Source organism: Mycobacterium sp. E735 (assembly GCF_001666955.1).
Classification (GTDB): domain Bacteria; phylum Actinomycetota; class Actinomycetes; order Mycobacteriales; family Mycobacteriaceae; genus Mycobacterium.
Window position 1 is genome coordinate 1 of record NZ_LZIX01000247.1, and the last position, 24897, is coordinate 24897.

Annotated in this window: 25 protein-coding genes and 2 pseudogenes; 10 read left to right on the forward strand and 17 right to left on the reverse strand. The window is 68.6% G+C overall.

The window, feature by feature from the left end:
• Positions 1-21: 21 nt before the first annotated feature.
• The 4 genes and pseudogenes from A5704_RS20420 to A5704_RS20435 form a co-directional block, all read left to right on the forward strand.
• A pseudogene (locus A5704_RS20420) lies at positions 22-270 on the forward strand (response regulator transcription factor); the annotation flags it as partial.
• Between the two features lie 314 nt (positions 271-584).
• A complete protein-coding gene (locus A5704_RS20425; protein ID WP_067890742.1) occupies positions 585-959 on the forward strand; it encodes a hypothetical protein in 375 nt (124 codons plus the stop codon).
• Positions 960-1058: 99 nt separating this feature from the next.
• Positions 1059-1328, forward strand: coding sequence for a hypothetical protein (locus A5704_RS20430; protein WP_067780165.1), 270 nt, complete (start codon positions 1059-1061; stop codon positions 1326-1328).
• A gap of 2 nt (positions 1329-1330) precedes the next feature.
• On the forward strand, positions 1331-1798 hold the full coding sequence (locus A5704_RS20435; RefSeq protein WP_067754011.1) for a nitroreductase family deazaflavin-dependent oxidoreductase: 468 nt from the start codon (positions 1331-1333) through the stop codon (positions 1796-1798).
• Here A5704_RS20435 and A5704_RS20440 read toward each other — a convergent pair.
• The 3 genes from A5704_RS20440 to A5704_RS20450 are packed head-to-tail and all read right to left on the reverse strand — an operon-like array spanning position 1795 to position 3780.
• Positions 1795-2151, reverse strand: coding sequence for a DoxX family protein (locus A5704_RS20440; RefSeq protein WP_067754014.1), 357 nt, complete (start codon positions 2149-2151; stop codon positions 1795-1797). The genes A5704_RS20435 and A5704_RS20440 overlap by 4 nt on opposite strands.
• 9 nt (positions 2152-2160) lie before the next feature.
• Complete coding sequence (locus A5704_RS20445; RefSeq protein ID WP_067754017.1) at positions 2161-3306, reverse strand: SPFH domain-containing protein; 1146 nt, start codon at positions 3304-3306, stop codon at positions 2161-2163.
• Positions 3307-3342: 36 nt separating this feature from the next.
• Positions 3343-3780, reverse strand: coding sequence for an NfeD family protein (locus A5704_RS20450; RefSeq protein ID WP_067754020.1), 438 nt, complete (start codon positions 3778-3780; stop codon positions 3343-3345).
• 57 nt (positions 3781-3837) lie between these two features.
• Here A5704_RS20450 and A5704_RS20455 point away from each other — a divergent pair, with 57 nt between their 5' ends.
• The gene (locus A5704_RS20455; RefSeq protein WP_067780162.1) at positions 3838-4764 is read left to right on the forward strand and encodes a hypothetical protein; all 927 of its coding nucleotides are present in this window, start codon (positions 3838-3840) and stop codon (positions 4762-4764) included.
• On the opposite strand, the gene A5704_RS20460 is transcribed toward A5704_RS20455, so the two are convergent.
• Genes A5704_RS20460 through fabG1 form a run of 3 tightly spaced genes read right to left on the reverse strand, consistent with a single transcriptional unit; the run spans position 4761 to position 7389 of the window.
• A complete protein-coding gene (locus A5704_RS20460; protein ID WP_067890745.1) occupies positions 4761-5771 on the reverse strand; it encodes a ferrochelatase in 1011 nt (336 codons plus the stop codon). The genes A5704_RS20455 and A5704_RS20460 overlap by 4 nt on opposite strands.
• Before the next feature lie 6 nt (positions 5772-5777).
• On the reverse strand, positions 5778-6587 hold the full coding sequence (inhA, locus tag A5704_RS20465) for an NADH-dependent enoyl-ACP reductase InhA (protein WP_067890749.1): 810 nt from the start codon (positions 6585-6587) through the stop codon (positions 5778-5780).
• A 34-nt stretch (positions 6588-6621) separates the two neighbouring features.
• Positions 6622-7389, reverse strand: coding sequence for a 3-oxoacyl-ACP reductase FabG1 (gene fabG1, locus A5704_RS20470; protein ID WP_067754029.1), 768 nt, complete (start codon positions 7387-7389; stop codon positions 6622-6624).
• 164 nt (positions 7390-7553) lie between these two features.
• Here fabG1 and A5704_RS20475 point away from each other — a divergent pair.
• Positions 7554-8394: pseudogene (locus A5704_RS20475) on the forward strand (type IV toxin-antitoxin system AbiEi family antitoxin).
• A 63-nt stretch (positions 8395-8457) separates the two neighbouring features.
• Here the strand turns inward: A5704_RS20475 and A5704_RS20480 are convergent.
• The 6 genes from A5704_RS20480 to A5704_RS20505 form a co-directional block, all read right to left on the reverse strand.
• Positions 8458-9465 carry a VWA domain-containing protein gene (locus A5704_RS20480; protein ID WP_067754035.1) on the reverse strand — a complete coding sequence of 336 codons (1008 nt, stop codon included), beginning with the start codon at positions 9463-9465 and terminating at the stop codon, positions 8458-8460.
• Between the two features lie 43 nt (positions 9466-9508).
• Entirely contained in the window at positions 9509-10462 is a 954-nt protein-coding gene (locus A5704_RS20485) for a DUF58 domain-containing protein (RefSeq protein WP_067890751.1), read from the reverse strand.
• On the reverse strand, positions 10459-11592 hold the full coding sequence (locus A5704_RS20490) for a MoxR family ATPase (protein ID WP_067754041.1): 1134 nt from the start codon (positions 11590-11592) through the stop codon (positions 10459-10461). The genes A5704_RS20485 and A5704_RS20490 overlap by 4 nt, the downstream gene beginning before the upstream one ends.
• Positions 11593-11755: 163 nt before the next feature.
• Positions 11756-12490 carry an NlpC/P60 family peptidoglycan endopeptidase RipB gene (gene ripB / locus A5704_RS20495; protein ID WP_067754115.1) on the reverse strand — a complete coding sequence of 245 codons (735 nt, stop codon included), beginning with the start codon at positions 12488-12490 and terminating at the stop codon, positions 11756-11758.
• Positions 12491-12515: 25 nt separating this feature from the next.
• On the reverse strand, positions 12516-13952 hold the full coding sequence (ripA, locus tag A5704_RS20500) for an NlpC/P60 family peptidoglycan endopeptidase RipA (RefSeq protein ID WP_067754043.1): 1437 nt from the start codon (positions 13950-13952) through the stop codon (positions 12516-12518).
• Positions 13953-14191: 239 nt separating this feature from the next.
• Positions 14192-14740: a DUF6676 family protein gene (locus A5704_RS20505; RefSeq protein ID WP_067780605.1), complete on the reverse strand. Its 549-nt coding sequence runs from the start codon at positions 14738-14740 to the stop codon at positions 14192-14194.
• Positions 14741-15108: 368 nt separating this feature from the next.
• Here A5704_RS20505 and A5704_RS20510 point away from each other — a divergent pair, with 368 nt between their 5' ends.
• Together A5704_RS20510 and A5704_RS20515 are read left to right on the forward strand one after the other, a co-directional pair.
• Complete coding sequence (locus tag A5704_RS20510) at positions 15109-17925, forward strand: aconitate hydratase (protein WP_197508516.1); 2817 nt, start codon at positions 15109-15111, stop codon at positions 17923-17925.
• Positions 17926-17937: 12 nt separating this feature from the next.
• Positions 17938-18519, forward strand: coding sequence for a TetR/AcrR family transcriptional regulator (locus A5704_RS20515; protein WP_067754056.1), 582 nt, complete (start codon positions 17938-17940; stop codon positions 18517-18519).
• 13 nt (positions 18520-18532) lie between these two features.
• Here A5704_RS20515 and A5704_RS20520 read toward each other — a convergent pair whose 3' ends face one another.
• The 4 genes from A5704_RS20520 to trxA all read right to left on the reverse strand — a co-directional run bounded on the left by A5704_RS20520 (position 18533) and on the right by trxA (position 21713).
• Entirely contained in the window at positions 18533-18742 is a 210-nt protein-coding gene (locus A5704_RS20520; RefSeq protein ID WP_067890757.1) for a helix-turn-helix domain-containing protein, read from the reverse strand.
• A gap of 93 nt (positions 18743-18835) precedes the next feature.
• A complete protein-coding gene (locus A5704_RS20525) occupies positions 18836-20473 on the reverse strand; it encodes an ABC-F family ATP-binding cassette domain-containing protein (RefSeq protein ID WP_067890760.1) in 1638 nt (545 codons plus the stop codon).
• Positions 20474-20494: 21 nt separating this feature from the next.
• Positions 20495-21304 carry an enoyl-CoA hydratase gene (locus A5704_RS20530; RefSeq protein ID WP_067275527.1) on the reverse strand — a complete coding sequence of 270 codons (810 nt, stop codon included), beginning with the start codon at positions 21302-21304 and terminating at the stop codon, positions 20495-20497.
• 55 nt (positions 21305-21359) lie between these two features.
• Entirely contained in the window at positions 21360-21713 is a 354-nt protein-coding gene (gene trxA / locus A5704_RS20535) for a thioredoxin (protein WP_067754068.1), read from the reverse strand.
• A gap of 207 nt (positions 21714-21920) precedes the next feature.
• Here trxA and A5704_RS20540 point away from each other — a divergent pair, with 207 nt between their 5' ends.
• On the forward strand, positions 21921-23747 hold the full coding sequence (locus A5704_RS20540; RefSeq protein ID WP_067890762.1) for an acyl-CoA dehydrogenase: 1827 nt from the start codon (positions 21921-21923) through the stop codon (positions 23745-23747).
• 21 nt (positions 23748-23768) lie between these two features.
• Here the strand turns inward: A5704_RS20540 and A5704_RS29340 are convergent, their stop codons facing one another.
• Positions 23769-24059 (reverse strand): hypothetical protein, encoded by a 291-nt coding sequence (locus A5704_RS29340; RefSeq protein ID WP_067890765.1) that lies wholly within the window; start codon positions 24057-24059, stop codon positions 23769-23771.
• Here A5704_RS29340 and A5704_RS20550 point away from each other — a divergent pair.
• The gene (locus A5704_RS20550; RefSeq protein ID WP_067890767.1) at positions 24043-24624 is read left to right on the forward strand and encodes a DUF5666 domain-containing protein; all 582 of its coding nucleotides are present in this window, start codon (positions 24043-24045) and stop codon (positions 24622-24624) included. The genes A5704_RS29340 and A5704_RS20550 overlap by 17 nt on opposite strands.
• The last annotated feature ends 273 nt before the right edge of the window (positions 24625-24897 follow it).

Consider the following 24897-nt stretch of genomic DNA (forward strand, 5'->3'; position numbering starts at 1 on the left):
ACCGGCGCCCACAATGGAGTCATGACGAACTGCCCGCGCCCGGCCGCCGGCCACTTCAGCGTCGGCACGCCGCGGATTCTGGTGGTCGAGGACTCCGAGACGATCCGGGAGATGGTCAGCGAAGCGCTGACCGACATCGGCTATCACACCGCGGGTCGTTGTGACGGTGACGGTTTGGAGGAGGTGCTCGACGGGCTGCGGCCGGACCTGGTGGTGCTCGACGTCATGCTGCCGGGACGCGATGGATTCGACCTGATCGACGTCATCCGCGGCGTGCCGACGCTGAAGTGGCCGGCGGCCGGGCGCGGGCAGTTCGTCATGACTCCATTGTGGGCGCCGGTGCTGAAACCAACCTGAAGCCGCCGCGGTGCCCCTTCCGTCCCGGCAGTCCCAGATTTATCAGGAACGCCGGGATGTGACCAGGTGCCCGCCTCTGAGCGACAATCCGCCCCCGGCAGGGCCCTTTCGCGTTTGTCGCTGCGAGGCGGGCACAACGCCGCTGCCCTTCGCTGGTGACAGGAGTGGCGGACGGGGCCGCAGTTTCTTCAGGTCCACTTCAGATGCGGCCCCTACCGTCCGAAGCCATGACCACAAACGAGGACATCGACACCAATCCGCCGCCGCCCCGGCAACCACGTGAACCCCGCCGCTACGCCACCGGTGTCGTGGTCGGCGCCGGGGTGGCGGGCGCGCTGATCGGCGCGGTCGGCACCATCGCGGCCATCGCCTTCGCCTGGATCATCAGCGCGGGCCCGCCCGGCCCGCCGCCGCTGCCGGGTCCGCCGCCGATGATGGGACTGCATCAGGGTCCACCGCCGCCGCCGATGGGTGGGCCCATGCCCGGGGGTTTCGGGTTCGCGCCGCCACCCGCGCCGCCCGGGCCGCCGCGAGGCTTGGTCCCGCCGCCGGGCGAGGCCTTCCCGCCACCGCCGCCGCCCTCCGCTGCCCCGCACAGCTGACCGGCCTGCCGCCGTCGCGATCCGGCGAATCGTGGCGGCGGCAGCCGTCTCGCCAGTAGCGTCTGAAGTCACCGACATCCGACGACCGTGGGGAGCCGCATGACCTCGGACAGCATCGGAACCCGCCGCTTTCCCGCCGGCGTCGCCATCGTCGCCGGGCTGGCCGGCCTGGTACTCGGCGTCCTCGCCACCCTCGCGATCACCGGGTTGGTGTGGACGGTCCGGGTTCAGCTTCCCCCGCCGCCATACCCGCCGCCGCTGTCGTCACAGTCGGCGGGCGGAGGGTGCATCTACACCTCACCGCCATTGCCGACGTCCGCGCCGGCCGTCGTCCCCGCGCCGCCGTTGCCGCCGGCGCCCCACGCGTAGCGGTGCCCTCACTTTCCGAGCTCGCCGGACGCCTGCTTCGGTCGCGCCGACTGGTGCGCGCGCCGATCTGGCTCTTCAAGGCCCGCGCGGGCGCGCTGTTCGGCTCCCGCATGCTGATGCTCGAACACACCGGTCGCACCTCGGGCGCGCGGCGCTACGCCGTCCTCGAAGTCGTCGACCACCCCGCCCCGGGCTCCTACGTGGTGGCCTCCGGCTTCGGCCGAAAAGCTCAGTGGTTCCGCAACATTGAAGCCAATCCGCGGGTGCGGGTCTACACCGGCAGTCGTGCCCCAAGACGAGCCACGGCACGCGTGATGGCCCAGGACGAGGTGGACCGCGCCCTGGCCGCCTACCGCAGCCGTCACCCGAAAGCGTGGGAGCGGATGCGGCCCGTGCTGGAGGACACGCTCGGCGCGTCGATCACCGACACCGGCGCCCCGCTGCCGTTGGTCGAGCTGCGCCTCGACTAGGCGCGGTCGGGACCCTTCGCCGTCATCACGGCGAAGGTCACCAGGAACGCCGCCGCCGGAAGCGCGTTGGCGACCTTGTCCCGGACCCGGATGTGCGCGCCGAGCGCCAAGACGAAATAGAGCGTCAACATCGCGGTGGTCAGCCTCGCCAGCGCGGGGAAACGGGTGACCGACAGCAAGCCCACCGCGGCGGCCGCCTTCACCACCGGCAGCACGGGCCGAACGTTTTCCGGCAGCCCGACGTCATCCAGAACCTTTTTGATCGGGGCCACCTGGACGCCGCACAACACCGCGTCGACTGCATGGAACGCGCCTAGCGCGACGTACGTCTTCGGCGACGTGAAAACGCTCATGGAGCAATCCTATTGGGTCAATTGCGGCGGTGCCCCCGGCATAGTGCCATCCACCGGCTGGCGGGCGCTCGCCTCGGCCTTGGCCACCGCCTGCGCGATCGCGGGATCGGTTTCGGTGGAGAACCAGTCGGCGACGTCGGCGTCATCGTCGGCGCTGTGCTTGGGTGCGTCCTCGACCGGTGACGGCTGGAATCTGAACACGCCGTCCTCGCCGGGGGTACCCAGGAGTTTGGTGAATCCCTGCAACGCCGCGCTGAAGTCGCTGGGCACCACCCAGACCTTGTTGGCGTCACCGCGCGCCATCTCCGGCAGCGTCTGCAGGTACTGGTAGGCCAGCATCTCCGGGGTGGGCCTGCCGGCCTTGATCGCGGCGAAGGTCTTCTCGATGGCCTTGGCCTGCCCCTGCGCCCGCAGGTAAGCCGCGGCGCGCTCACCCTGGGCCCGCAGCATCCGGGACTGCCGGTCGGCCTCGGCCGCCAGGATCGCGGCCTGTTTGGCGCCCTCAGCCGCCAGGATCTGCGCCTGCTTGGCGCCCTCGGCCTGTGTGATCGCGGCCTGCCGGTTCCCTTCGGCGGTCAGGATCATCGCCCGCTTCTCACGGTCGGCCTTCATCTGCTTTTCCATCGAGGCCTGGATCGACGGCGGCGGGTCGATGCTGCGCAGCTCGACCCGCGCGACCCGCAGGCCCCAGCGGCCGGTCGCCTCGTCGAGGACGCCGCGCAGCTGGCCGTTGATCATGTCGCGGGAGGTAAGCGTCTGCTCGAGCGTCATCCCGCCGACCACGTTGCGCAGGGTGGTGGTGGTGAGCTGCTCGACGCCGACGATGTAGTTGCTGATCTCGTAGACGGCGGCCTGCGGGACGGTGACCTGGAAGTAGACCACGGTGTCGATGTTCAGCGTCAGGTTGTCCTCGGTGATGACCGGCTGCGGCGGGAACGACACCACCCGCTCACGCAGGTCCACCCGGGCGCGCACCCGGTCGATGAACGGGACCAACAGCGTCAGCTGACCGCTGACCGTCCGGCTATATCGCCCCAGCCGCTCGATCACCGCGGCCTCGGCCTGCGGTATCAGGGCGACCGACTTGGCCACCACGATTATGGCGAATATCACCAGGACGGCTAACAACACCAAACCAGCAACCGCACCTTGCACGGGAGTTCCTCTCTCTCACAGCGTCTCTCGCATCCGTTATGGATTGCTCCTGAAGACGACCGCCGTGGCGCCATCGATCTGCAGGACGGTCACCGACTCCCCCGGTTCGTAGACATCGCCCTCGTTGAGCGGACGCGCCGTCCACACCTCGCCGTCGAGCTTCACCTGACCCTCGTCGCGGCCGATCCGCTCGAGCACCAGCGCCTTCTTGCCCTCCAGCGCCTCGATACCCAGCCGCGGCGCGTGCGCCGGTGTCAGCCGCCGCCGCAGCGCAGGGCGCACCAGCACCAACAGCAGGACGGAGACGATGAGGAACACCGTGCCGTTCGCCCAGCCGGGCCAGTCCGTCAGCCAACTTGTGATTGCCGCCGCCAGCGCCCCGCCGCCGAGCATCACCAAAAACATATGGCCGGTGAGCGCCTCCGCACCGGCAAGCACCAGCGCGAATATTAGCCAAAGCACCGCAGCGTGCATGCGGTCAGAATACGCGTGATCCGCCTTTGCCGGGCAAAACAACTACACTGCGGAATCGTGTGGTGTCCCAGTGTCTCGCTGTCCCTGTGGGCCAATGCCTGGCTCGCGGGCAAGGCCGCGCCCGACGACGTGTTGGACGCGTTATCGGTATGGGCTCCAAAGCAATCGGTCACCGCGTATGATGCGGTCGCCGCCGGCCACACCGGGCTGCCGTGGCCGGATGTGAACGACGCCGGGACGGTGACGCTGCTGCAGACGCTGCGCGCCGCGGTCGGCCGATCGACACCCTCCGCGGACGGCGCGGGGCGGCTGCTCGGAACCATCAATGTGCTTTTGCCCGTGCCCGGCGATGTGCGCGGGCTTGCCCCGGGGACGCAGTTCGAGCGCGACGCCCTGGCCGCCGGCGAAGCGATCATCGTCGCCAATCCCAACGATTCCGCCACCGCCGTCGGGCTGGTCCCCGAGTTCTCCTACGACGAAGACGCGGCGGACTTCCCGGAATTGTGCGCGCTGTCCTGGACCGTGTACTCGCTGCCCGGTGCGCCGGTGCTCGACCACCACGAGCTCGGGGACGCCGAATACACGCTGCGGTCCGCGGTCCGATCGGCCGCCGACGCGCTCGGCGCGATCGGCCTCGGATCGGCCGCGGCCGACGTCGAGGATCCGCGCGGACTCGTCGAGCAGTTGCTGGAATCCGCACGGCAACACCGGATTCCCGACCATGCGCCGTCCCGCGCGTTGCGGGTGCTGGAGAACGCCGCCCACGTCGACGCCATCATCGCGGTCAGCGCCGGACTGAGCCGCTCCCCCGACTCGCCGGATCGGTTCACCGCGCCGGTGGTCGCCGTTCCGGAACCGTTCGGCACGCAATCGTCTTCGGAGGCACGCATCGCCAGTGACGCGCTGCGGCCGTTGACCGCCGTCGTGCGGTCGGCGCGAATGGCCGCCGTCACCGCGATCCTGCACTCCGCGTGGGCTGACTAGCCGGCTTCGGCCGCGGCGCAGTGCGGCGGACGGCACGGCGCGCCGTCGACGCTGGCGAGACAACCGGGCACCGGGTCGGGGCCGGTCACCCTGGTGGGGGCGCGGCCGGTGCGCAGCTCGTCGATCAAATCGGCTGCGAGCCGGGCGAATCGGCGATCTGCGTTGGGTGTGGCGGCCCGGGCGAACGCCAGACCCGCCGCCTCGGCCTGGGATCGCAATTCCTCGTCGAGATCCCACACCACCTCGATGTGGTCGGCGACGAACCCGATCGGGCAGACGACGACGGCCGTCGTGCCCGAGGCGGCCAGCGCCGCGAGATGGTCCTCGACGCTGGGCTCCAGCCACGGCACCTGCGGCGGCCCGGACCGCGATTGCCACGCGAGATCGAAGTCGGCGTAGCCGGCCGCGGCGGCGACCAGCCTTGCGGCGTAGTCGACTTGGCGACTGTAGAGCCTGGGGCCGAGGCGCTGGTCGGCGGCCACCGGCACCGAATGCGCGGTGAACACCAGGCGGGCGCCCTCGGGCACCGTCCGCGCGGCGGCCCCGACGGTGCCGGCGAACATCTCGACGAACAGCGGGTGGTCGAAGTACGGGCGCAGCTTGACCAGCTCGGGCGCGTCCGGCCCGGCGGCCCGCCGCGCCCGGGCGATGTCCTCGGTGTACTGCGTGCAGCTGGAGTAGCCGCTCCACGCCGACGTGGTGAACACCGCGCCACGGCGAACCCCGTTGTCCCGCATGGCCGCAACGGTTTCTTCGACGTAGGGTTCCCAGTTGCGGTTGCCGAAGTAAATCGGCAGGTCCAGTTCCGCCCGCAGCTCGCCGATCAGGGCGCGGTTGATGCCGTTGATCGGTGACACCCCGCCGAAATGCAGGTAGTGCTCGGCGACGTCGTCCAGGCGTTCGGGCGGCACGTTGCGGCCACGGGTGACGTTTTCCAGGAACGGCCGCACCTGCTCGGGGCCCTCCGGCCCGCCGAAGGACAGCAGCAGGACGGCGTCGAATTCCATTGGCGCTTAAAGCAGTTGGGTGCTGGCGCCGCCGTCGGCGAAGATGATGGTGCCGGTGGTGGCCGGCAGCCAGTCCGAAAGCAGGGCGCACACCGTCTTCGCCACGGGCGTGGGGTCCTTCATGTTCCAGCCGATCGGCGCCCGCTGGTCCCAGCCCTCTTCCAGTAGCTGCATCTGGGCGCCGGCCTCCTCGCCGAGCGCACCGCCGACGATGGCGGACATCGCCAGGGTCCGGATCGGCCCCGCCGCAACCAGATTCGAGCGAACACCGAACTTGCCGGCCTCGCGGGCCACGAACCGGTTGACCGATTCGAGCGCGCTCTTGGCCACCGTCATCCAGTTGTAGGCCGGCATGGCCCGGCTCGGGTCGAAGTCCATGCCGACGATGGACCCGCCGGGGTTCATGATCGGCAGCAGCGCCTTGGCCAGGGAGGCATACGAGTAGGCGGAGATGTGGATGCCTTTGGAGACGTCCTCGTAGGGCGCGTCAAAGAACGGGTTGATGCCCATCCCGGTCTGCGGCATGAAGCCGATCGAGTGCACCACGCCGTCGAGCTTGTTGCCCTCACCGATCTCGGCGGTGACCCGCTCGGCGAGCGTGTCCAGGTGCTCCTCGTTCTGCACGTCGAGTTCGATCAGCGGGGCCTTCTCCGGCAACCGGTCCGCGATGCGCTGGATCAGCCGCAGCCGGTCGAACCCGGTGAGCACCAACTGCGCCCCTGCCTCCTGGGCGACCTTCGCAATGTGAAACGCGATCGACGAGTCGGTGATGATCCCGCTGACCAGAACCCGTTTGCCCTCGAGCAGTCCTGCCATGTCCGTCCTTAATGTCGATGTGTCGGGGCCGAATTCAGTGGCCCATGCCCATGCCGCCGTCAACCGGGATGACCGCGCCGGCGATGTAGCCCGCGTCCTCGGACGCCAGGAAGCTGACCGCCCCCGCGACGTCCTCGGCGGTGCCGACCCGCTTGGCCGGGATGAATTCCAGTGCGCCCGCCTGGATCCGCTCGTCGAGCGCGCGGGTCATCTCGGTGTCGATGTAGCCGGGGGCGACCACGTTGGCGGTCACCCCGGCCTTGGACAGCTCGCGGGAAATCGAACGCGCCATGCCGATCAGGCCGGCCTTAGCGGCCGCGTAGTTGGCCTGGTTGCCGATGCCCCACATGCCCGACACCGATCCGATGAAGATGATGCGGCCGAACCGCTTGCGCTGCATGCTGCGCGACGCCCGCTGGGCCACCCGGAACGCCCCGGTGAGGTTCGCGTTGATGACCTCGGTGAAGCGCTCCTCGGTCATCCGGATCAGGAAGGCGTCTTTGGAGATGCCGGCATTGGATACCAGCACCTCGACGGGCCCCTGGTGCTCCTCGACCTCTTTGAACGCCCGGTCGACGGCCTCGTTGTCGGTCACGTCACACACCACGCCGAACAACCCCTCGGGCGCCCCGGATCCGCGGTGGGTGACGGCCACCTTATGGCCATCGGCGGCCAGCCGCTGCGCGATCGCCAGTCCGATGCCCCGGTTTCCGCCCGTCACCAGGACTGAGCGGGATACGAATGCGGGTTTGCCGCCGGTGGCGGCACTTTCGGTGGTGTTCTCGGTGGCCGTGTCAGTCACCCCGCCAACCTAGCGCCTTGCCGTGGTCGCCCCGAAATCGCCCCGGGCTGAAATGTCCCTCCTACCAGGCCGCGGTCGTAACGCTGTGGCGAGATATCGAACGAAAATCCGCCACCACGTTACGACCGCCTCGACTTGTCGGTGTGACTCAGCACACTTTCGCCATGACGGATCCTTTCGTGGGCAGTGAAGCCCGGCGCCGCGCGGCTGGTGACTCGCCATGAGCTCCGAACTCGGTACATTGCGCTGCACCGGGACGTCTACATGCCCAGAGATACGGAATTGACCGCTGTGTTGCGCGCCAAGGCGTCCTGGCTGCGATCGCGGCGACGAGGCATCCTGGCAGGCTTCTCGGCCGCCGCGCTCCATGGTGCTCGCTGGATCGACCCGGCGCGACCTGCCGAGATCATCGATTGCAACCGCCGACGGGCCGCGGGAGTGCGGGTCTGGGAAGAGCGCGTCGAAGCCGACGAGATCACGGTCGTCGACGGGATGCGTGTCACTACGCCGGCCCGTACGGCCCTTGACCTGGCGAAGCGCCATCCGAAGGAAACCGCAGTCGCCGCCATCGATGCCCTCGTGCAGGCGACCGACCTGAAGATGGCCGACGTCGAGCCCCTACTCGAGCGGTATCGGGGGCGCCGGGGAATGAAAGCTGCTCGCCTCGCCCTCGGACTCGTCGACGGTGGGGCGCAATCGCCCAAGGAGACCTGGTTGCGGCTGCTGTTGATTGTGGCCGGGTTTCCGGCTCCGCAGACACAGATCCCTGTGCTCAACGAATGGGGCTGCGTCGTGGCGTATTTGGACATGGGCTGGGACGACATCAAGGTCGCTGTCGAGTATGACGGCGATCAGCATCGCTCGAGTCGCTATCAATACGTCAAGGACGTCCGCCGGCTGGAGATGCTCGAGCGTCACGGGTGGATTGTCGTCAGAGTCATCGCCGAACATCACCGCGACGAAATAATCCGCCGGGTCAGCGAGGCGCGCGCTTCGCGAATGTAACCACACTGCGAAAATCCGGGCCGGCAATCGCAGCCAGCTTACGCTCGCGGGCTGGAACCCTAATTACGTCGGCAGGCGGCGGTTGATGAGGAGGGCGGCGAGCGCGGCGAGCGCCAACACCAGCGCCCCGAGCCGAACCCAGCCCACGCTGGCGTCGCCCTTGATGGTCTCGTAGCCGATCTGCTGCTGCAGCGTCGCGTAGACCGCCTTCAGCTCCGCCAGGCTCGCGGCGTTGTACCAACTGCCGCCGGAGAGCTCGGCGACCTTCTTCATCGTCGTGTCGTCGACGGGAACGGGCTGGCGCTGGTCGTTGATCTCGACGAAGCCGTACGGGGTGCCGAACGAGATCGTCGAGATGGGCACGCCCTGGTCCTTGGCGGTGCGCGCGGCGGTGAAGGCGCCCTTCGGGTTGTCCGGATTGGTCGGCATCGTCTCCTTGCCATCCGAGAACAGCACGATGCGCGCCGGTGGCGGCTTGTCGCCGCCGCCGATCACCGCGCCGACCGTCGCGATCGCCTGCAACGCGGTGAAGATGCCCTCCCCGGTGGCGGTGCGGTCGGCGAACTGCAACTTGTCCAGCGCGTTCTTCGTCGCGTCGCGGTTGGTCGTCGGCGACACCAGCACGGTGGCTGTGCCCGCGTACTCGATCAGCCCCAGGTTGATGCCCGGGGTCAGCTCGTCGGCGAACTGCTTGGCCGCCTCCTGCGCGGCCGCCATCCGGTTGGGCTGCACATCGGTGGCGCGCATCGACTGCGACACGTCGATCACCAGCATCACCACCGCCCGGTTGCGGGGAATGCGGACGTCGTTGGTCGGCCCCGCCATCGCGATGGTGAACAGCACCAGCGACGCCACCAGCAGGATCGCCGGCACGTGCCGCCAGCGCGAAGGGCGTTGGGGCGCAACGCTTTCCAGCAGCTCCATGTTGGCGAAGCGCAGCATCCTTCGCTGCCGCGCCAGCTGCATGAGGATGTACATCGCGGCCAGCCCGAACACGACCAACAGGAACAGGAAGAACCAGGAGTGTGCGAAGCCGGACAGCGATATCGGCCCGAGCAATGGCAGTGTCATAAAACCGTCTTGGTGTGTCTGTGCGCCTCGGTCAAAGTGCCCGTCACTGCCGTCCCGCCATCGCCCCGCGCCGGCGGGACTCGACGAAGCGGACGATGTCGGCGATCCAATCGCGGTCGGTGCGCAGGGTCAGTATCGGCGCCCCGCAGCTGCGCACGGTGCGCGCCACCTCGGCGCGGTGCGCGGCGGCAGCCCTGGCAAAATCGTCGCGCAGCTGGGGATCGATGGTGAACTCGCGGGTGACCCCGGATTCGGCGTCCTGCAGCACGACGTCACCGATGTCGGGCAGCTCGACGTCGCGGGGGTCGAGCACCTCGACGGCCAGCACCTCGTGGCGGGCCGCGATCGCCCGCAGCGGGCGCATCCAGTTGATCGGCCCCAGGAAGTCGCTGATGATCACCGCCATGCCGCGGCGGCGTTCCGGACGGCGCAGCGCGTCGATGGTCGTCGCCAGATCCCCGCGCACGCCGACCGGCGCCCTCGGGGTGGTGGCGATGGTGCGCAGCAGCGTCTGTTCGTGCTGCCGCCCGGAGCGCGCCGGAACCCGAGTCGTGGTCTGGCCGTTGGAGATCAGCGCCCCGAGCCGGTTGCCGCCGCCGCTGTTGAGGAACGTGATCGCGGCAGCTGCCGCCACGGCCAGGTCGCGCTTCTCGCAGCCCACGGTGCCGAAGTCGAGGCTGGCCGACATGTCGACCACCAGCCACGTCTCCAGCTCACGGTCGGCGATCATCTGCCGGACGTGGGGGTGCGTGGTGCGCGCCGTGACGGCCCAGTCCATCCTCCGGACGTCGTCACCGGGCTGGTACTCGCGCGATTCGCCGGGCTCGGAGCCCGGTCCCGGGATCAGCCCGAGATGGTCACCGTGCAGGACGCCGTCGAGCTTGCGCTTGACCGTCAGCTCGAGTTGCCGCAGCGCCGCCGCCAGCTTCGGGTCGACGATCTGCCCGCGCTGCATCGAGGGCGGGTGTGGCACCGCCGGCTGCTTGGGGTCGGTCACCGACCGCTAGCCGCGCCGGCGGGCTGCATCACCGGGGGCACCGACTGCCCCTGCTGCGGAACGGCGTTGACCTGAGGCAGGGCGACCGTCTGCAGGATCCGGTTGATGACGATCTCCGACGAGATCTCGTCGGCGAGCGCGTCGTAGGTGAGCACCAGGCGGTGCCGCAGCACGTCGGGAATGACATCGACGACGTCCTGCGGAATCACGTAGTCGCGGCCACGCACCAGCGCCAGCGAGCGGGACGCGGCGATGATGCCCAGCGAGGCGCGCGGGGACGCACCGAACGAGATCCACGTCTTGACGTCGTTCATGCCAAGCTGCTCGGGATGGCGGGTGGCGGTCACGACGCGCACCACGTAGTCGACCAGCGCGTGGTGGACGAAGCCGTTAGCCGCGATGTCCTGCAGCCGCAACAAGTCGCCGGTGTTGAGGATCTGCTTGGGCTCGGGCGGCCGCACACCCATCCGGTAGATGATCTCCCGCTCTTCTTCGGGCGACGGGTAGCCGACGTTGATCTTGAACAGGAAGCGGTCCCGCTGGGCCTCGGGGAGCGGGTACACGCCCTCGTGCTCGATCGGGTTCTGGGTGGCCATCACCAGGAATGGGTTGGGCAGCGGGAACCTCTTGCCGCCGATCGACACTTGGCGTTCCTGCATGACCTCCAGCAACGCCGACTGCACCTTGGCAGGCGCACGGTTGATCTCGTCGGCGAGCAGGAAGTTCACCACCACCGGGCCGAGCTCGGTGTCGAACTCCTCCTTGCCCTGCCGGTAGATGCGGGTACCGATGATGTCGGTGGGCACCAGGTCGGGCGTGAACTGGATGCGGGCGAACGTGCCGCCCACCACCTTGGCGAAGGTCTCGACGGCCAGGGTCTTGGCCACACCTGGGACACCTTCGAGCAACACGTGGCCCTTGGAGAGCAGGCCGACCAGCATCCGCTCGACGAGCTGGTCCTGGCCGACGATGATCCGCTTGACCTCGAAGATGGCCCGCTCCAGCGTGTGCACCTCCGCGGCCAGGCCATTACCACCGCCCGACGGCGCCTCATGGGCCGGCGAGCCGGCAGGACCACCCGGGCCCGAGTAACCGCTGGCGCCCTGAGGCGGCCCACCTGCTGCTGTCATCAATAACCCTCCACAGCTCATTCGGACACGACTGCTTGCACCACCACTGTCGTGGGGCCGCGACGTGCCCGCGTCCAACTATTCCAGGCCCGCCGGATTCCGTCGACGCTGGTGGTTCGCCCCCGGCATCCAGCCGGGCGACCCGCCCAGCAACGAACCTGGATCAGTACTCGATGATCCTAGTCAGGAACGGCGTCATGCCGGGCTTGCGAACCGGGCTGACGGTGACGTGACCGGCGAGGCTGGACGCCTCCAGCATCTGGCCGTTGCCCAGATACATCGTCACGTGCTGGCCGCCGTTCGGGCCGTAGAAGATCAGGTCGCCGCGCCGCGCCTGGTCGGGTGGGATGTGCCGGCCGGCGTTGTACTGGTCACCGGAGAACCGGGGAATCAGGACGCCGACGCCGGCGAAGCCGTACCGCATCAGGCCCGAGCAGTCGAAACCGGTGATGTTCGCGCCGTCGCCGACGCCCTTGCTCGGGCCGTCCAGCGAGCCACCGCCCCACGAGTAGGGCACGCCCATCTGCGAGCCCATCCGCTTGATGACGTACTCGATTGCCTGACGGCCGTAGACCCGCGGGATCTTGCCGCCCGGGTTGGTGGGGCTTGCCGCAGTGGGAGCGGGATCCCCCAGGATGTTGATTCCGAGGCCGCCCAGGAACTGCCTGCCCAGGTCCATCGTCGTTTGGGTCGCCTGGGCGGTGGCCTGCAGCGACGCGTTGGCGACGGCGAGCGGGTCGCCCGGGGCGCCCGCGCTGATCGTCGCCGGCAGGGTGGGGTCCCAGGCGCCGGGGTCGGCCACGGCGACGGGCGCCGGGGCGGCGACCGACAACATCAGCCCGGTCACCACGGTGGTGATCCAGGCGAGGTTGATCAGGCGAATCCGCTTGCGGCGCATGGCTCCCCGTTCGATTTTCATTCGTTCACCACTCGATGTAGCGGACCACGTAGGGCGTCATGCCGCTCGTGCGTACCGGCGCGACGCGGACCTTCAGCCCGATGTCGGGGGCCTCGAGCATTTGCCCGTCGCCGAGGTAGATCGTGACGTGCTGGCTGCCGCCGGGGCCGTAGAAGATGACGTCGCCGCGGCGCATCTGCGAGGACGGGATCTTGCGGCCCAGGTTGTACTGCGAGCCCGAGTAGTGCGGCAGCTTGATGCCCACCCCGGCGAACGAGTACAGGACCAGGCCCGAGCAGTCGAAGCCGGTGATGCCGGCGCCCGAGTCGATGCCCTTGCTGGGCCCGGCGGCGTTGCCGCCGCCCCAGGAGTACGGCACGCCGATCTGCGACATGCCGCGCCGGATCACGTATTCGGTGGCCTGCCGGCCGTACACCCGCGGGATCCGCCCGGAAGTCCCGCCGGGGGCGGCATTGGTGATGCCGGTGTCGTCGGGCTTGAGGATGCCGAGCTGCTGCAGGAAGTTGCGGCCCAGTCCGGCGGTGACCTGCGTCGAGGTGGCCGAGATCCCCAGCACCTGGTTGATGACCGCGATCGGGTCGCCGGGGACGTTGGCGCTCGGGATCATCGGCAGGGTCGGGTCCCAGGCGCCGTCCCAGCGGCGGGCCCCGGTGTGCGGCGCCGGCGCCCCGGGCGAGCCGGTCTCCCATCGGTCGCCCGAGCTCGGGGTGGCGGGACCGCCCGGGCCGGTCGACCACTGCCGTTGGGCGGCTTCGAGTTTCGCCTGCGCCTCGTCGCGTTCGGCGGCCAGCCGGGTGACCTGTTCGCGCTGTTCGTCGAACTTGCGCTTGGAATCGGTCAGCGCCGCCACCGCGGCGTCCTGGCTGCCTTTGGCGTCGGCGGCGGCCTTGTCGGCCTTCTGCTTGGCCAGCCGAGCCGCCGATTCCTTGTTCACCTGTTCGGTTCGCGCCTGCTGCAGCCTGGTCATCACCGTTTGGGAGCTCGCGGACAGGGTCTTCGCGGCGGCCTCGGTGGCGATGATCTCGTCTGGGCTGGTGGCGGTCAGGTAGCTGCTCGACGGGCCATTCATGTAGGTGGCGGCGGCGAACGTGTCGAACCGCTGTTGCGCCGCGGCGATCGCGGTGTTGGCGTCTTTGACCGCCTGCTGGCTGGTCTCGAGGTCGCGTTGGGCCGCGGCGACGTTGTCCCGGGTGGTCTCGACGTCCACCAGGGCTTTGTTGACGCTCTCCTGTTCCGTCTGGATTTCGGCGCTCAGATTCTCCAGGCGCTGGTTCGCCTTCGCGACGTTGGCGATCAGACCGGCCAGGCTGTCGGCGGCGGGGTCACCTTGGGCGAGCCCGGGCGTACAGAGCAGCAGGGCCACGCTCACGACTGATGGCACGACCGGCCGGACGAGCCTCGCGACCGGTTGCGCAGCGGAGCCCCGGCGTGTGCGTCTCATTCGACTCAGGTCTCCTACGGCTCAACGCGACGGGCGGCGCCGGCCACAGGGCTCTCAAGAGGCGCCAAAGACAACACCAGCATCATTTGCACCGTACGTCACACTATTGGGCGTGCAAACGCTCCACAGAAATCGCACTCTTGACGTGCGTTTAATGTGACCGAACGGTGACCTGCCGGGTTTGCCGCAGCGGCCGATGAGGGAGTGGCCGGCGGGACCTGTCGCGCCGGAAAGCGGGGCTAGGCCGTGTTCGTCGGCGTCACTTCCTGCGCCCCCGCCGAATCCGACGGAGTTGCTGATCGCCTGGCGCGCAGCTGCAGGAGGCGGGTGCCGACGGCGGCCGCGAAGACCGCGAGCAGCAGGAAGATGGTGAGGCCCGTCCACGGGAATTCGTGGCCCTCGAGCTCGCCCACGAAATGCTGCGCCGAGACCACCGGGTTGCCGGTCTTGGCGATGTCCTCGCCGGCCTCCAGCGTGACCCGCGGGAATTGTGTGCTGTAGCTACCTACGTAACTCGGGCTGAGCGTCAGGACGGTCGAGTCGTGGTAGTCGGCGCCGACCACGGTCGAGATGTCGCGCAGCGGGGTGTCGTTCGGGGGGTTGTGGTCGAGCAGCACGATCTTGAGGTTGATGCCGTGTGCGCGCGCCTGGTTGACCACATCGAGCAGCTCGGGCAGGGCCGCGGCCGGCGCGCTGACGCCGTCGGCGGCAACCTGCGCCTTGATCGCGGCCATGTCGACGTCTTGCGGAATGTAGAGCGGCAGGACGAAGGATTCGTGCCCGGTCATTTCGCCTCCCTGACTAGTGCTACCGGCACCGTACGCGACGCGGGTTCGCGATCGCCCGCCCGGCGGGCGGGCCGGCCTCGCCGCAAGCCGCGCCGCCCTTGCGGTCACGACACATAAACCACGCACACGACACGCCGGCGCGGGTGTGCGAGGTTTATGTTTCGAGAGCATCCGCCCGGCGCCGCGCCCGGGCACGCGGTCACGGCGCTTCCGAGAGAGTCCGCCCCGAGGGGTTTAAACCGTCGGCCTACGCGACAAGACTGGACCTACGGGCGCCCCGCCGTAATGCAGGACAAGCGTACTGTTAAAGTAGCACCGCACCGCCGGCACGGCCCGTCGGCGGAAGAACTAAATCCTTGGGAGTTGAAGTGAGTAAAGAAGATTCTGTGAACTCGTTCGGAGCGCGCGACACCCTCAAGGTCGGCGACAAGAGTTACCAGATCTATCGTCTCGACGCCGTACCCAACACCGAGAAACTCCCCTACAGTCTCAAAGTCCTAGCCGAGAACCTGCTGCGCAACGAGGACGGCAGCAACATCACCAAAGACCACATCGAGGCCATCGCGAACTGGGATCCCAAGGCCGAACCCAGCATTGAGATCCAGTACACGCCCGCCCGCGTCGTGATGCAGGACTTCACCGGCGTGCCCTGCATCGTCGACCTGGCGACCATGCGCGAGGCGATCGGCGACCTCGGCGGCAAGGCGGAGAAGGTCAACCCGCTGGCGCCGGCCGACCTGGTGATCGATCACTCGGTGATCGCCGACCTGTTCGGCACCCCCGACTCCTTCGAGCGCAACGTCGAGATCGAGTACCAGCGCAACGGCGAGCGTTACCAGTTCTTGCGCTGGGGCCAGGGCGCTTTCCGCGACTTCAAGGTGGTGCCGCCGGGCACCGGCATCGTGCACCAGGTCAACATCGAATACCTGGCCAGCGTGGTGATGGACCGCGACGGGGTCGCCTACCCCGACACCTGCGTGGGCACCGACTCGCACACCACGATGGTCAACGGCCTGGGCGTGCTGGGCTGGGGCGTCGGCGGCATCGAGGCCGAGGCCGCGATGCTCGGTCAGCCGGTGTCGATGCTGATCCCGCGAGTCGTCGGATTCAAGCTGACCGGTGAGATCCAGGCCGGCGTCACCGCCACCGACGTGGTGCTGACCGTCACCGAGATGCTGCGCAAGCACGGCGTGGTCGGTAAGTTCGTCGAGTTCTACGGCGAGGGGGTGGCCGAGGTGCCGCTGGCCAACCGCGCCACCCTGGGCAACATGAGCCCCGAATTCGGTTCCACCGCCGCGATTTTCCCGATCGACGAGGAGACCATCTCCTACCTGCGGTTCACCGGCCGCTCCGAGGAGCAGCTCGCCCTGGTCGAGGCGTACGCCAAAGAGCAGGGCATGTGGCACGACCCGAAGCACGAGCCGGCCTTCTCCGAGTACCTCGAACTCAACCTGTCCGACGTGGTGCCCTCGATCGCCGGACCGAAGCGCCCGCAGGACCGAATCGCGTTGTCCGACGCGAAATCCACGTTCCGCGCGCAGATCGGCGACTACGTCGGCGACGACCCCGACAAGAAGGAGTACTCCAAGCTCGACGAGGCCGTCGACGAGTCCTTCCCGGCCAGCGACCCCGGCGCGCTGGAGAACGGCCACGCCGACGACGCCCCGAAGTTCGAATCGGCTGCGGCACATGCCAAGGGCCGGGTGAGCAACCCGGTTCGGGTGCGCTCCGACGACCGAGGCGAGTTCGAGCTCGACCACGGCGCGGTGGTGATCGCGGCCATCACGTCGTGCACCAACACCTCCAACCCCGAGGTGATGCTGGGCGCGGCGCTGCTGGCCCGCAACGCCGTCGAGAAGGGGCTGGCGTCCAAGCCGTGGGTGAAGACCACGATGGCACCGGGCTCCCAGGTGGTCCACGACTACTACGACAAGGCCGGCCTGTGGCCGTATCTGGAGAAGCTCGGCTTCTACCTGGTCGGCTACGGCTGCACGACGTGCATCGGGAACTCCGGCCCGCTGCCCGACGAGATCTCCAAGGCGATCAACGACAACGACCTGTCGGTGTCCGCGGTGCTGTCCGGCAACCGGAACTTCGAGGGCCGCATCAACCCCGACGTGAAGATGAACTACCTCGCGTCCCCGCCGCTGGTGGTCGCCTACGCGCTGGCGGGGACCATGGACTTCGACTTCGAGTCGCAGCCGCTGGGTCAGGACAAGGACGGCAACGACGTCTTCCTGAAAGACATCTGGCCGTCGCAGAAGGACGTCTCGGACACCATCGCCTCGGCGATCAGCCAGGAGATGTTCACCAAGAACTACGCCGACGTCTTCAAGGGCGACGAGCGGTGGCGCAACCTGCCCACCCCGAGTGGCAATACGTTTGAGTGGAACCAGGATTCGACGTACGTCCGCAAGCCCCCGTACTTCGAGGGGATGGCGGCGGAGCCCGAGCCCGTCGGTGACATCACGGGCGCCCGGGTGTTGGCGCTGCTGGGCGACTCGGTGACCACCGACCACATCTCCCCCGCGGGCGCCATCAAGCCGGGCACCCCGGCCGCGCAGTACCTCGACGAGCACGGCGTCGAACGCAAGGACTACAACTCCTTCGGCTCCCGGCGCGGCAACCACGAGGTGATGATTCGCGGCACATTCGCCAACATCCGGCTGCGCAACCAGTTGCTCGACGACGTCTCGGGTGGCTACACCCGCGACTTCACCCAGGACGGCGCCCCGCAGGCGTTCATCTACGACGCGGCGCAGAACTATGCGGCGCAGAACATTCCGCTGGTGGTGCTGGGCGGCAAGGAGTACGGCTCCGGTTCGTCTCGGGACTGGGCCGCCAAGGGCACGCTGCTGCTGGGCGTGCGGGCGGTGATCGCCGAGTCGTTCGAGCGCATCCACCGCTCCAACCTGATCGGCATGGGCGTGATCCCGCTGCAGTTCCCCGAGGGCAAGTCCGCCAAGGAACTGGGGCTGGACGGCACCGAGGTGTTCGACATCACCGGCATCGAGGAGCTGAACGACGGCAAGACGCCAAAGACGGTGCGCGTCAAGGCTTCCAAGGAAGGCGGCGACCCGATCGAGTTCGACGCGGTGGTGCGCATCGACACGCCCGGGGAGGCCGACTACTACCGCAACGGCGGCATCCTGCAGTACGTGCTGCGCAACATGCTCAAGTCGTAGCCGTCGTCGCCTGTGCCCAAAGTCAGCGAGGATCATCTGGCGGCTCGCCGCCGCCAGATCCTCGACGGTGCCCGCCGTTGCTTCGCCGAGTACGGCTACGACAAGGCCACGGTGCGGCGGCTGGAGACGGCCATCGGGATGTCGCGTGGCGCGATCTTCCACCACTTCCGCGACAAGGACGCGCTGTTCTTCGCGCTGGCGCACGAGGATGCCGAGCGGATGGCCGACGTGGCGTCGCGCGAGGGCCTCATCCAGGTGATGCGCGACATGCTCGCCGCGCCCGACCAGTTCGACTGGCTGGCCACCAGGCTCGAGATCGCACGCAAGCTGCGCAACGACCCCGAGTTCAGCCGCGGCTGGGCGGAGCGGTCCGCGGAACTGGCGGCGGCGACAACCGACCGGTTGCGCCGGCAGAAGGAGGCGCACCGGGTGCGCGACGACGTTCCCGGCGACGTGTTGCAGTGCTATCTGGAGTTGGTGCTCGACGGCCTGGTGGCGCGGCTGGCGTCAGGCGAGGATCCGCGGCGATTGTCCGCGGTGCTCGACCTGGTGGAAAAGTCCGTGCGCCGCAACGACTCTGGCCCGCAGGAGTAGCGACGCCGCGGCGCTACACGCGTGCGGATCGCGCGGTGCGGTTCGGGCCGCCGCGGCTGCGCATCGTGGCACCCGCCTGCAGCAGCAGGCTGTGAATCGATCCGTAGGACCTGCCGGTCGAGGCGACCAGCGTGCGGATGCTGGCCCCGCCCTCGTAGGCGTTCCGTAGCTCGGACAACAACTCCTCGCGGGTCTTCTTCGACCTTTGCGGTGTCCTTTTCATGGATGTCCTCCGCGGCTGAGCACGATCGCAAGCACCTAAGAGTAGGAACCCGTCGTCGGCCGCGGGCCGATTTGGACGAAAAGCACCCGGGAGTCAGGCCAGTTCGATGAGGTCTCGGTAGTCGTCGGACCAGAAGTCCTCGGTGCCGTCGGGCAGCAGCACAACCCGTTGCGGGTCGAGCGCCTCGGCCGCGCCGGGATCGTGCGTCACGAGCACCACCGCGCCCTGGTAACTGCGCAGCGCGTCGAGCACCTGTTCGCGCGAGGCGGGATCGAGGTTGTTCGTCGGCTCGTCGAGCAGCAGAACGTTCGCCGTCGACGCCACCAGCCCGGCCAGCGCGAGCCGTGTCTTCTCGCCACCCGACAGCGTGCCCGCCGGTTGGTCGAGCTGCGGTCCGCTGAACATGAACGCGCCCAGCAGGCCCCGCAGATCCTGCTCGCCGGTGTCGGGCGCGGCGTGCCGGATGTTCTCCCACACGCTGGCGTCGTTGTCGAGGGTGTCGTGCTCCTGCGCGAAATAGCCCATCCGCAAGCCGTGGCCGGGCTCCAGCCCACCGGTGTCCGGTTGCTCGGTGCCGGCCAGCAGTCGCAGCAGCGTCGTCTTGCCGGCGCCGTTGAGGCCGAGGACCACCACCCGCGAGCCGCGGTCGATGGCCAGGTCCACGCCGGTGAACACCTCGAGCGACCCGTACGACTTGCTCAGTCCCTTGGCCACCAGCGGCGTGCGCCCGCACGGGGCGGGGGTGGGGAACTTGATGCGGGCGACCTTGTCGGCGACCCGCTCCTCGTCGAGCGCGGCCATCATCCGGTCGGCGCGACGAAGCATGTTCTGGGCGGCAACGGCTTTCGTGGCCTTGGCACCCAACTTGGCGGCCTGCGTGCGCAGCGCGGCGGCCTTGCGTTCGGCATTGGCGCGCTCACGGCGGCGCCGTTGCTCGTCGGTGGCCCGGGCGTCCAGGTACTTCTGCCAGCCCATGTTGTAGACGTCGACCTCGCCGCGCACGGCGTCGAGAAACCACACCCGGTTGACGACGTCGGCGAGCAACTCGACGTTGTGACTGATGATCACCAGCCCGCCAGTGTGGGCGCGCAGGAAATCGCGCAGCCAGCCAACCGAATCCGCGTCCAGGTGGTTGGTGGGCTCGTCGAGCAGCAGGGTGGTCTCTGAACCTGAAGCGCCCGCTCCGCCTTCCGACGCGGCGAACAGGATCCGCGCCAGCTCCACCCGGCGCCGCTGCCCGCCCGACAGCGTGCGCAGCTTCTGCGTCAGCACCCGGTCCGGCAGGCCGAGACTCGCGCAGATGCGGCTGGCCTCGCTCTCGGCCCCGTAGCCGCCCAGCGCCACGAACCGCTCCTCCAGCTGCCCGTACCGGCGAATGGCGCGGTCGCGTGCCTCGTCGTCGGCGACCTCGGCCATCAACGCCTGCTGCTTTTCCAGGTCGGTGAGCAGAACGTCCAGGCCGCGGGCCGACAACACCCGGTCGCGCGCCAGCACGTCGAGGTCGCCCTCCTTGGGATCCTGTGGCAGATAACCGATTTCACCGGCGCGCAGCACCGACCCGGCGTACGGTTCGGTCTCGCCGGCCAGGATGCGCAGGGTGGTCGTCTTGCCGGCGCCGTTGCGCCCGACCAGCCCGATCCGGTCGCCGGGCTGCACGCGCAGGTCCGGCCCTTCGGGTGAGAGCAGGATGCGCGCACCGGCGCGGACCTCGAGGTCCGTGGCAGTGATCACATCTACTCCCTGATGTCGTGGCTACTTGTCGTCGGTGAAAACCGCGGGGCGTCGCTCCGCGCGCGCGGCAACCGCTTCTTCGAAGTTGGCGGTGAGCAGACGAACGAACAGCTGACCCAAGCCTTCGGCTTGCATGTGCCCCTCCAGGCTACCGGCGTCCAGTCCACTCCACAGTGTGCGCTTGGTCAATTCGATTCCCGGCCGCGAGAACGCCGCTATCCGGGCGGCGATCGCGTAGCAGGTGTCGAGCAGCTGTTCGTCGGGCACCTGGCACGACACCAGCCCGATTCGCTCGGCCTCCTCGGCGGTGACATCGCGGCCGGTCAACATGATTTCGAATGCCCGCGACGAGCCGATCGCCCTAGGCAGGAGGTAACTAAGCCCCAGCTCGCTGGCGGTCAGGCCGTTGTTGATGCCGGCCGCGCGAAAATACGCGCCGGTCGCGGCGACCCGGATGTCGGCGGCCAGCGCCAGACACAGCCCCCCGCCGATCGCCGGGCCGTTGACCGCGGCGATGACGGGCTGATGCAGGCGGCGCAGCCCCAGGATGACCTCGTCGAGGACCTCCATGGACCGCAGCGCGTACGTGGGGCGGGTCAGGCCCTCGACGTGGGGCACCGAGCCCGCGGACTTGTGGTCCGCCCCGGAGGAGAATCCCCGGCCGGCGCCGGTCAGCACGACCACGCGCACGGAATTGTCGTACCTGACCTTCTCCAGCGCCTCTTTGAGCGGCACCATGACGTCGAACGCCATGGAATTCATTCGCTCAGGCCGATTGAGGGTTATCAGCGCGACACCGGGCCGCGGGTGCTCTACCAGTACCAGACTCACCCAAGCAACCTAGCGTGTAGCTGCGCCCTGCCCCGCGTGAGCCGCGGCGTCGGAGCTATTCGGCCTGGCCGGCCTCGGCGGCGTCGACGTCGAAAGCCTTGATTTGCTGAACCAGGTCTTCAAGCGCCGCCGGCGGCAGCGCCCCGGCCTGGTTGAACAGCAACTTGCCCTTCTTGAAGGCCATCAAGGTCGGGATGGACCGGATCTGGGCCGCGGCGGCCAGCTGCTGTTCGGCCTCGGTGTCGACCTTGGCGTGCACGATGTCGGGGTGCTTCTCCGCGGAGGCCTGGAAAGTGGGCCCGAACTGGCGGCACGGCCCGCACCAGGACGCCCAGAAATCGACGAGCACGATGTCGTTGCCCTCGATGGTTTCGTTGAACTTCTCAGCGGTGAGATCGAGTGTGGTCACGTTTGCTGTAACGCCGGGGCGCGACGTGGTGTTCCCGGGCGAGGAGCCGGCCGGGGTTGCGCGAGGCCCCCGCACCCGCTTTTCCCGGCCGCAACCGGCGGGTAACCCGCCCGCCGCCGTCCGTAGGTTACGGTTGCGTACGTTTTCCCACGTCGGAGACACTGAGCGGACGATCCGCCGCGTCGAGGGACCAGTGAGGGAATCGCGTTGGGCCATTACATCGCTAACGTCCGTGATCTCGAGTTCAACCTGTTCGAAGTGCTCGATGTGGGCGCCGTGCTGGGCACCGGGCGCTACAGCGACATCGACGCGGAAACGGTGCGGACGATCCTGGACGAAGCCGCCCGCCTGGCCGAGGGCCCCGTCGCCGAGTCCTTCGCCTTCGCGGACCGCAACCCGCCGGTCTTCGATCCGGCCACCCACGCCATCAGCGTGGCGCCCGAATTGGCCAAGACGGTGCAGGCGATCAATGAGGCCGGCTGGTGGCGACTGATGCTGGACGAAGAAATCGGCGGCATGGCCGCCCCGCCGCCGCTGGCGTGGGGCGTCAACGAAATGATCATCTGCGCGAACCCGTCCGCGAACTTCTTCAGCCTCGGCCCGTTGATGGCGCAGGCCCTGTTCGTCGAGGGCAACGAGGAACAACGGCGCTGGGCGGCCGAGGGCGTGGAGCGCGGCTGGGCGGCCACCATGGTCCTCACCGAGCCCGACGCGGGCTCCGACGTCGGGGCCGGCCGCGCCAAGGCCATCGCGCAACCGGACGGCACCTGGCACATCGAGGGCGTCAAGCGTTTCATCTCGGGCGGCGACGTGGGCAACACCGCCGACAACATCTTCCACCTCGTGCTCGCGCGCCCCGAGGGCGCCGGCCCGGGAACCAAGGGGCTGAGCCTGTTCTACGTGCCCGAATACCTCTTCGACCCCGAAACGTTCGAACTGGGACCCCGCAACGGGGTGTTCGTCACCGGGGTGGAGCACAAGATGGGGATCAAGTCCTCCCCCACGTGTGAATTGACCTTCGGCGCAACGGATCTACCCGCTGTCGGTTACCTCGTCGGCGACGTGCACAACGGGATCGCGCAGATGTTCACCGTGATCGAACACGCGCGCATGACGATCGGCGTCAAGGCCGCCGGCACGTTGTCCACCGGTTACCTGAACGCGCTGGCGTTCGCCAAAGAGCGGGTGCAGGGTGCCGACCTCACGCAGATGTCCGACAAGACGGCGCCGCGGGTCACGATCATCCACCACCCCGACGTGCGTCGCAGCCTGATGACGCAGAAGGCCTACGCCGAGGGTTTGCGCGCCCTGTACATGTATGCCGCCGCGCACCAGGACGACGCTGTGGCCCAACATGTTTCGGGTGCCAACCACGAGATGGCGCACCGCGTGGACGACCTGCTCCTGCCGATCGTGAAAGGCGTGAGCTCGGAACGCGCCTACGAGATCCTGACGGAATCGCTGCAGACGCTGGGCGGTTCGGGCTTTCTGCAGGACTACCCGCTGGAGCAGTACATCCGGGACTCCAAAATCGATTCGCTCTACGAGGGCACCACGGCCATCCAGGCGCTGGATTTCTTCTTCCGCAAGATCGTGCGCGACCGCGGCGAGGCCCTGCAGTTCGTGACGGCTCAGATCACCGCGACGATCGATGCGTGCGACGAGGCGCTCAAACCGCAGGCCGAGCTGCTGCAGACGGCGCTCGACGAGGTCACGGCGATGACGGGCGCGTTGACCGGGTACCTGATGTCCGCCGCCCAGCATCCCACCGAAATCTACAAAGTGGGGCTCGGATCGGTGCGGTATCTGCTCGCGGTCGGCGATCTGCTCATCGGGTGGCGGCTGCTGGTGCAGGCCGCGATCGCGCACGCCGCGCTGGCGGGCGCGGACGGGAACGACGCGGCGTTCTATCGGGGCAAGGTGGCCACGTCGGCGTTCTTCGCGAAGAACATGCTGCCCAAGCTCACGTCCCTGCGCAAAGTCATCGAGTCCATCGACGACGAGGTCATGCGCGTGCCCGAACAGGCATTCTGACCAGGCCGCATTACACACAGGTTAGCCACAGCTCCAACTGGTAATACCCATTCCGTTGGGTCCCACCACGATTGGAGAAACCTCGATGCCTGCCAGCTGTCCGACGCCCCGGCTCACCCGGTTAGCGGTCCTCACGGTCGCGGGGGTCACCGCGCTGTCCGCCGCCGCGTGCAGCTCGTCCAACAAAGCCAGCCCCACGACGTCGACGTCCACGTCCACCTCGGTGGTGACCTCGACGACCACGTCGCCGGCTCCGGCCAGCGGGGAAGCCCGGGTCAGCGGGCTGATCGCGTCGGTGGCGGGCAACTCCATTCAGGTCACCAAGGAAGACAACTCCACCGCCGCGGTGAACTTCACCGCGACCACCAAGGTCACCGAGACCACGCCCGCCGCGCTGACCGACGTCACCTCCGGCAGCTGCGTGACCGTGCGGCCCACTCAGGAAGCTCAGGGCGGCCAGCCCGTCACGGCGGCGGCCGTGAAGGTCAGCCCCTCCGTCAACGGCGCCTGCCCCGCCAAGCCGGCGGGGCAGGGTTCCGCGCCGAGCTCGACCACCCCGGCGCCCCCTGGCTCGCCCGCCCCGGCGCCCAAGCCGGCGCCCGTGCGGGGCTCGGTGGCCTCCGTGTCGGGTAACACGATCAACGTCACCGGCACCGACCCGAGCGGCAACACCACCCAGACCGCGGTGACGGTCGATGACAAGACCAAGTACAGCAAGCAGGCCTCCGCGACCACCGACGCGATCGCGCAGGGTAAGTGCCTGTGGGCCCGCGGAACGATGGACAACGGCACGCTGCAGGCGACCAGCATCAACGTGCGGCAGGCCAACGACGGAAAGTGCGGCGGCAAGCCCAAGCAGCCCGGCCAGGGCGGCTGACGGACCAGCTGAGATAACCGTCACACGGGCGGGCGCGGTTATCACAACCGCGCCCGCCTGGGTATTCGCTGTCAACGGCCAACGCGATCGGAGCTGTAACGATGCCTGCCACCTCGGTGAACACCCGGCTGGCTCGGATCGCGCTCGTCGCCGTCGCCGCGGTCATCATCCTGAGCGTCGCGATGTGCCGGTCGAGCCATACCGACACCGGCAATGCCGCCAAGCCGTCGGCGCCCACGGCGGCCCCGCCCAGCCGGCCGCCGAGGGCGGCCC

Excerpts from the sequence above, each read along its gene's own strand:
- A5704_RS20425 (WP_067890742.1), top strand. The coding sequence starts at position 585 with ATGACCACAAACGAGGACATCGACACCAATCCGCCGCCGCCCCGGCAA.
- A5704_RS20430 (WP_067780165.1), top strand. The coding sequence starts at position 1,059 with ATGACCTCGGACAGCATCGGAACCCGCCGCTTTCCCGCCGGCGTCGCC.
- A5704_RS20440 (WP_067754014.1), bottom strand. The coding sequence starts at position 2,151 with ATGAGCGTTTTCACGTCGCCGAAGACGTACGTCGCGCTAGGCGCGTTC.
- A5704_RS20450 (WP_067754020.1), bottom strand. The coding sequence starts at position 3,780 with ATGCACGCTGCGGTGCTTTGGCTAATATTCGCGCTGGTGCTTGCCGGT.
- A5704_RS20460 (WP_067890745.1), bottom strand. The coding sequence starts at position 5,771 with ATGGAATTCGACGCCGTCCTGCTGCTGTCCTTCGGCGGGCCGGAGGGC.
- inhA (WP_067890749.1), bottom strand. The coding sequence starts at position 6,587 with ATGGCAGGACTGCTCGAGGGCAAACGGGTTCTGGTCAGCGGGATCATC.
- A5704_RS20480 (WP_067754035.1), bottom strand. The coding sequence starts at position 9,465 with ATGACACTGCCATTGCTCGGGCCGATATCGCTGTCCGGCTTCGCACAC.
- A5704_RS20490 (WP_067754041.1), bottom strand. The coding sequence starts at position 11,592 with ATGACAGCAGCAGGTGGGCCGCCTCAGGGCGCCAGCGGTTACTCGGGC.
- ripB (WP_067754115.1), bottom strand. The coding sequence starts at position 12,490 with ATGCGCCGCAAGCGGATTCGCCTGATCAACCTCGCCTGGATCACCACC.
- ripA (WP_067754043.1), bottom strand. The coding sequence starts at position 13,952 with ATGAGACGCACACGCCGGGGCTCCGCTGCGCAACCGGTCGCGAGGCTC.
- A5704_RS20505 (WP_067780605.1), bottom strand. The coding sequence starts at position 14,740 with ATGACCGGGCACGAATCCTTCGTCCTGCCGCTCTACATTCCGCAAGAC.
- A5704_RS20520 (WP_067890757.1), bottom strand. The coding sequence starts at position 18,742 with ATGAAAAGGACACCGCAAAGGTCGAAGAAGACCCGCGAGGAGTTGTTG.
- A5704_RS29340 (WP_067890765.1), bottom strand. The coding sequence starts at position 24,059 with ATGGAGTTGCCCGCCACCGACGCGATCAGCCCGCTGACCCGGGCTTCC.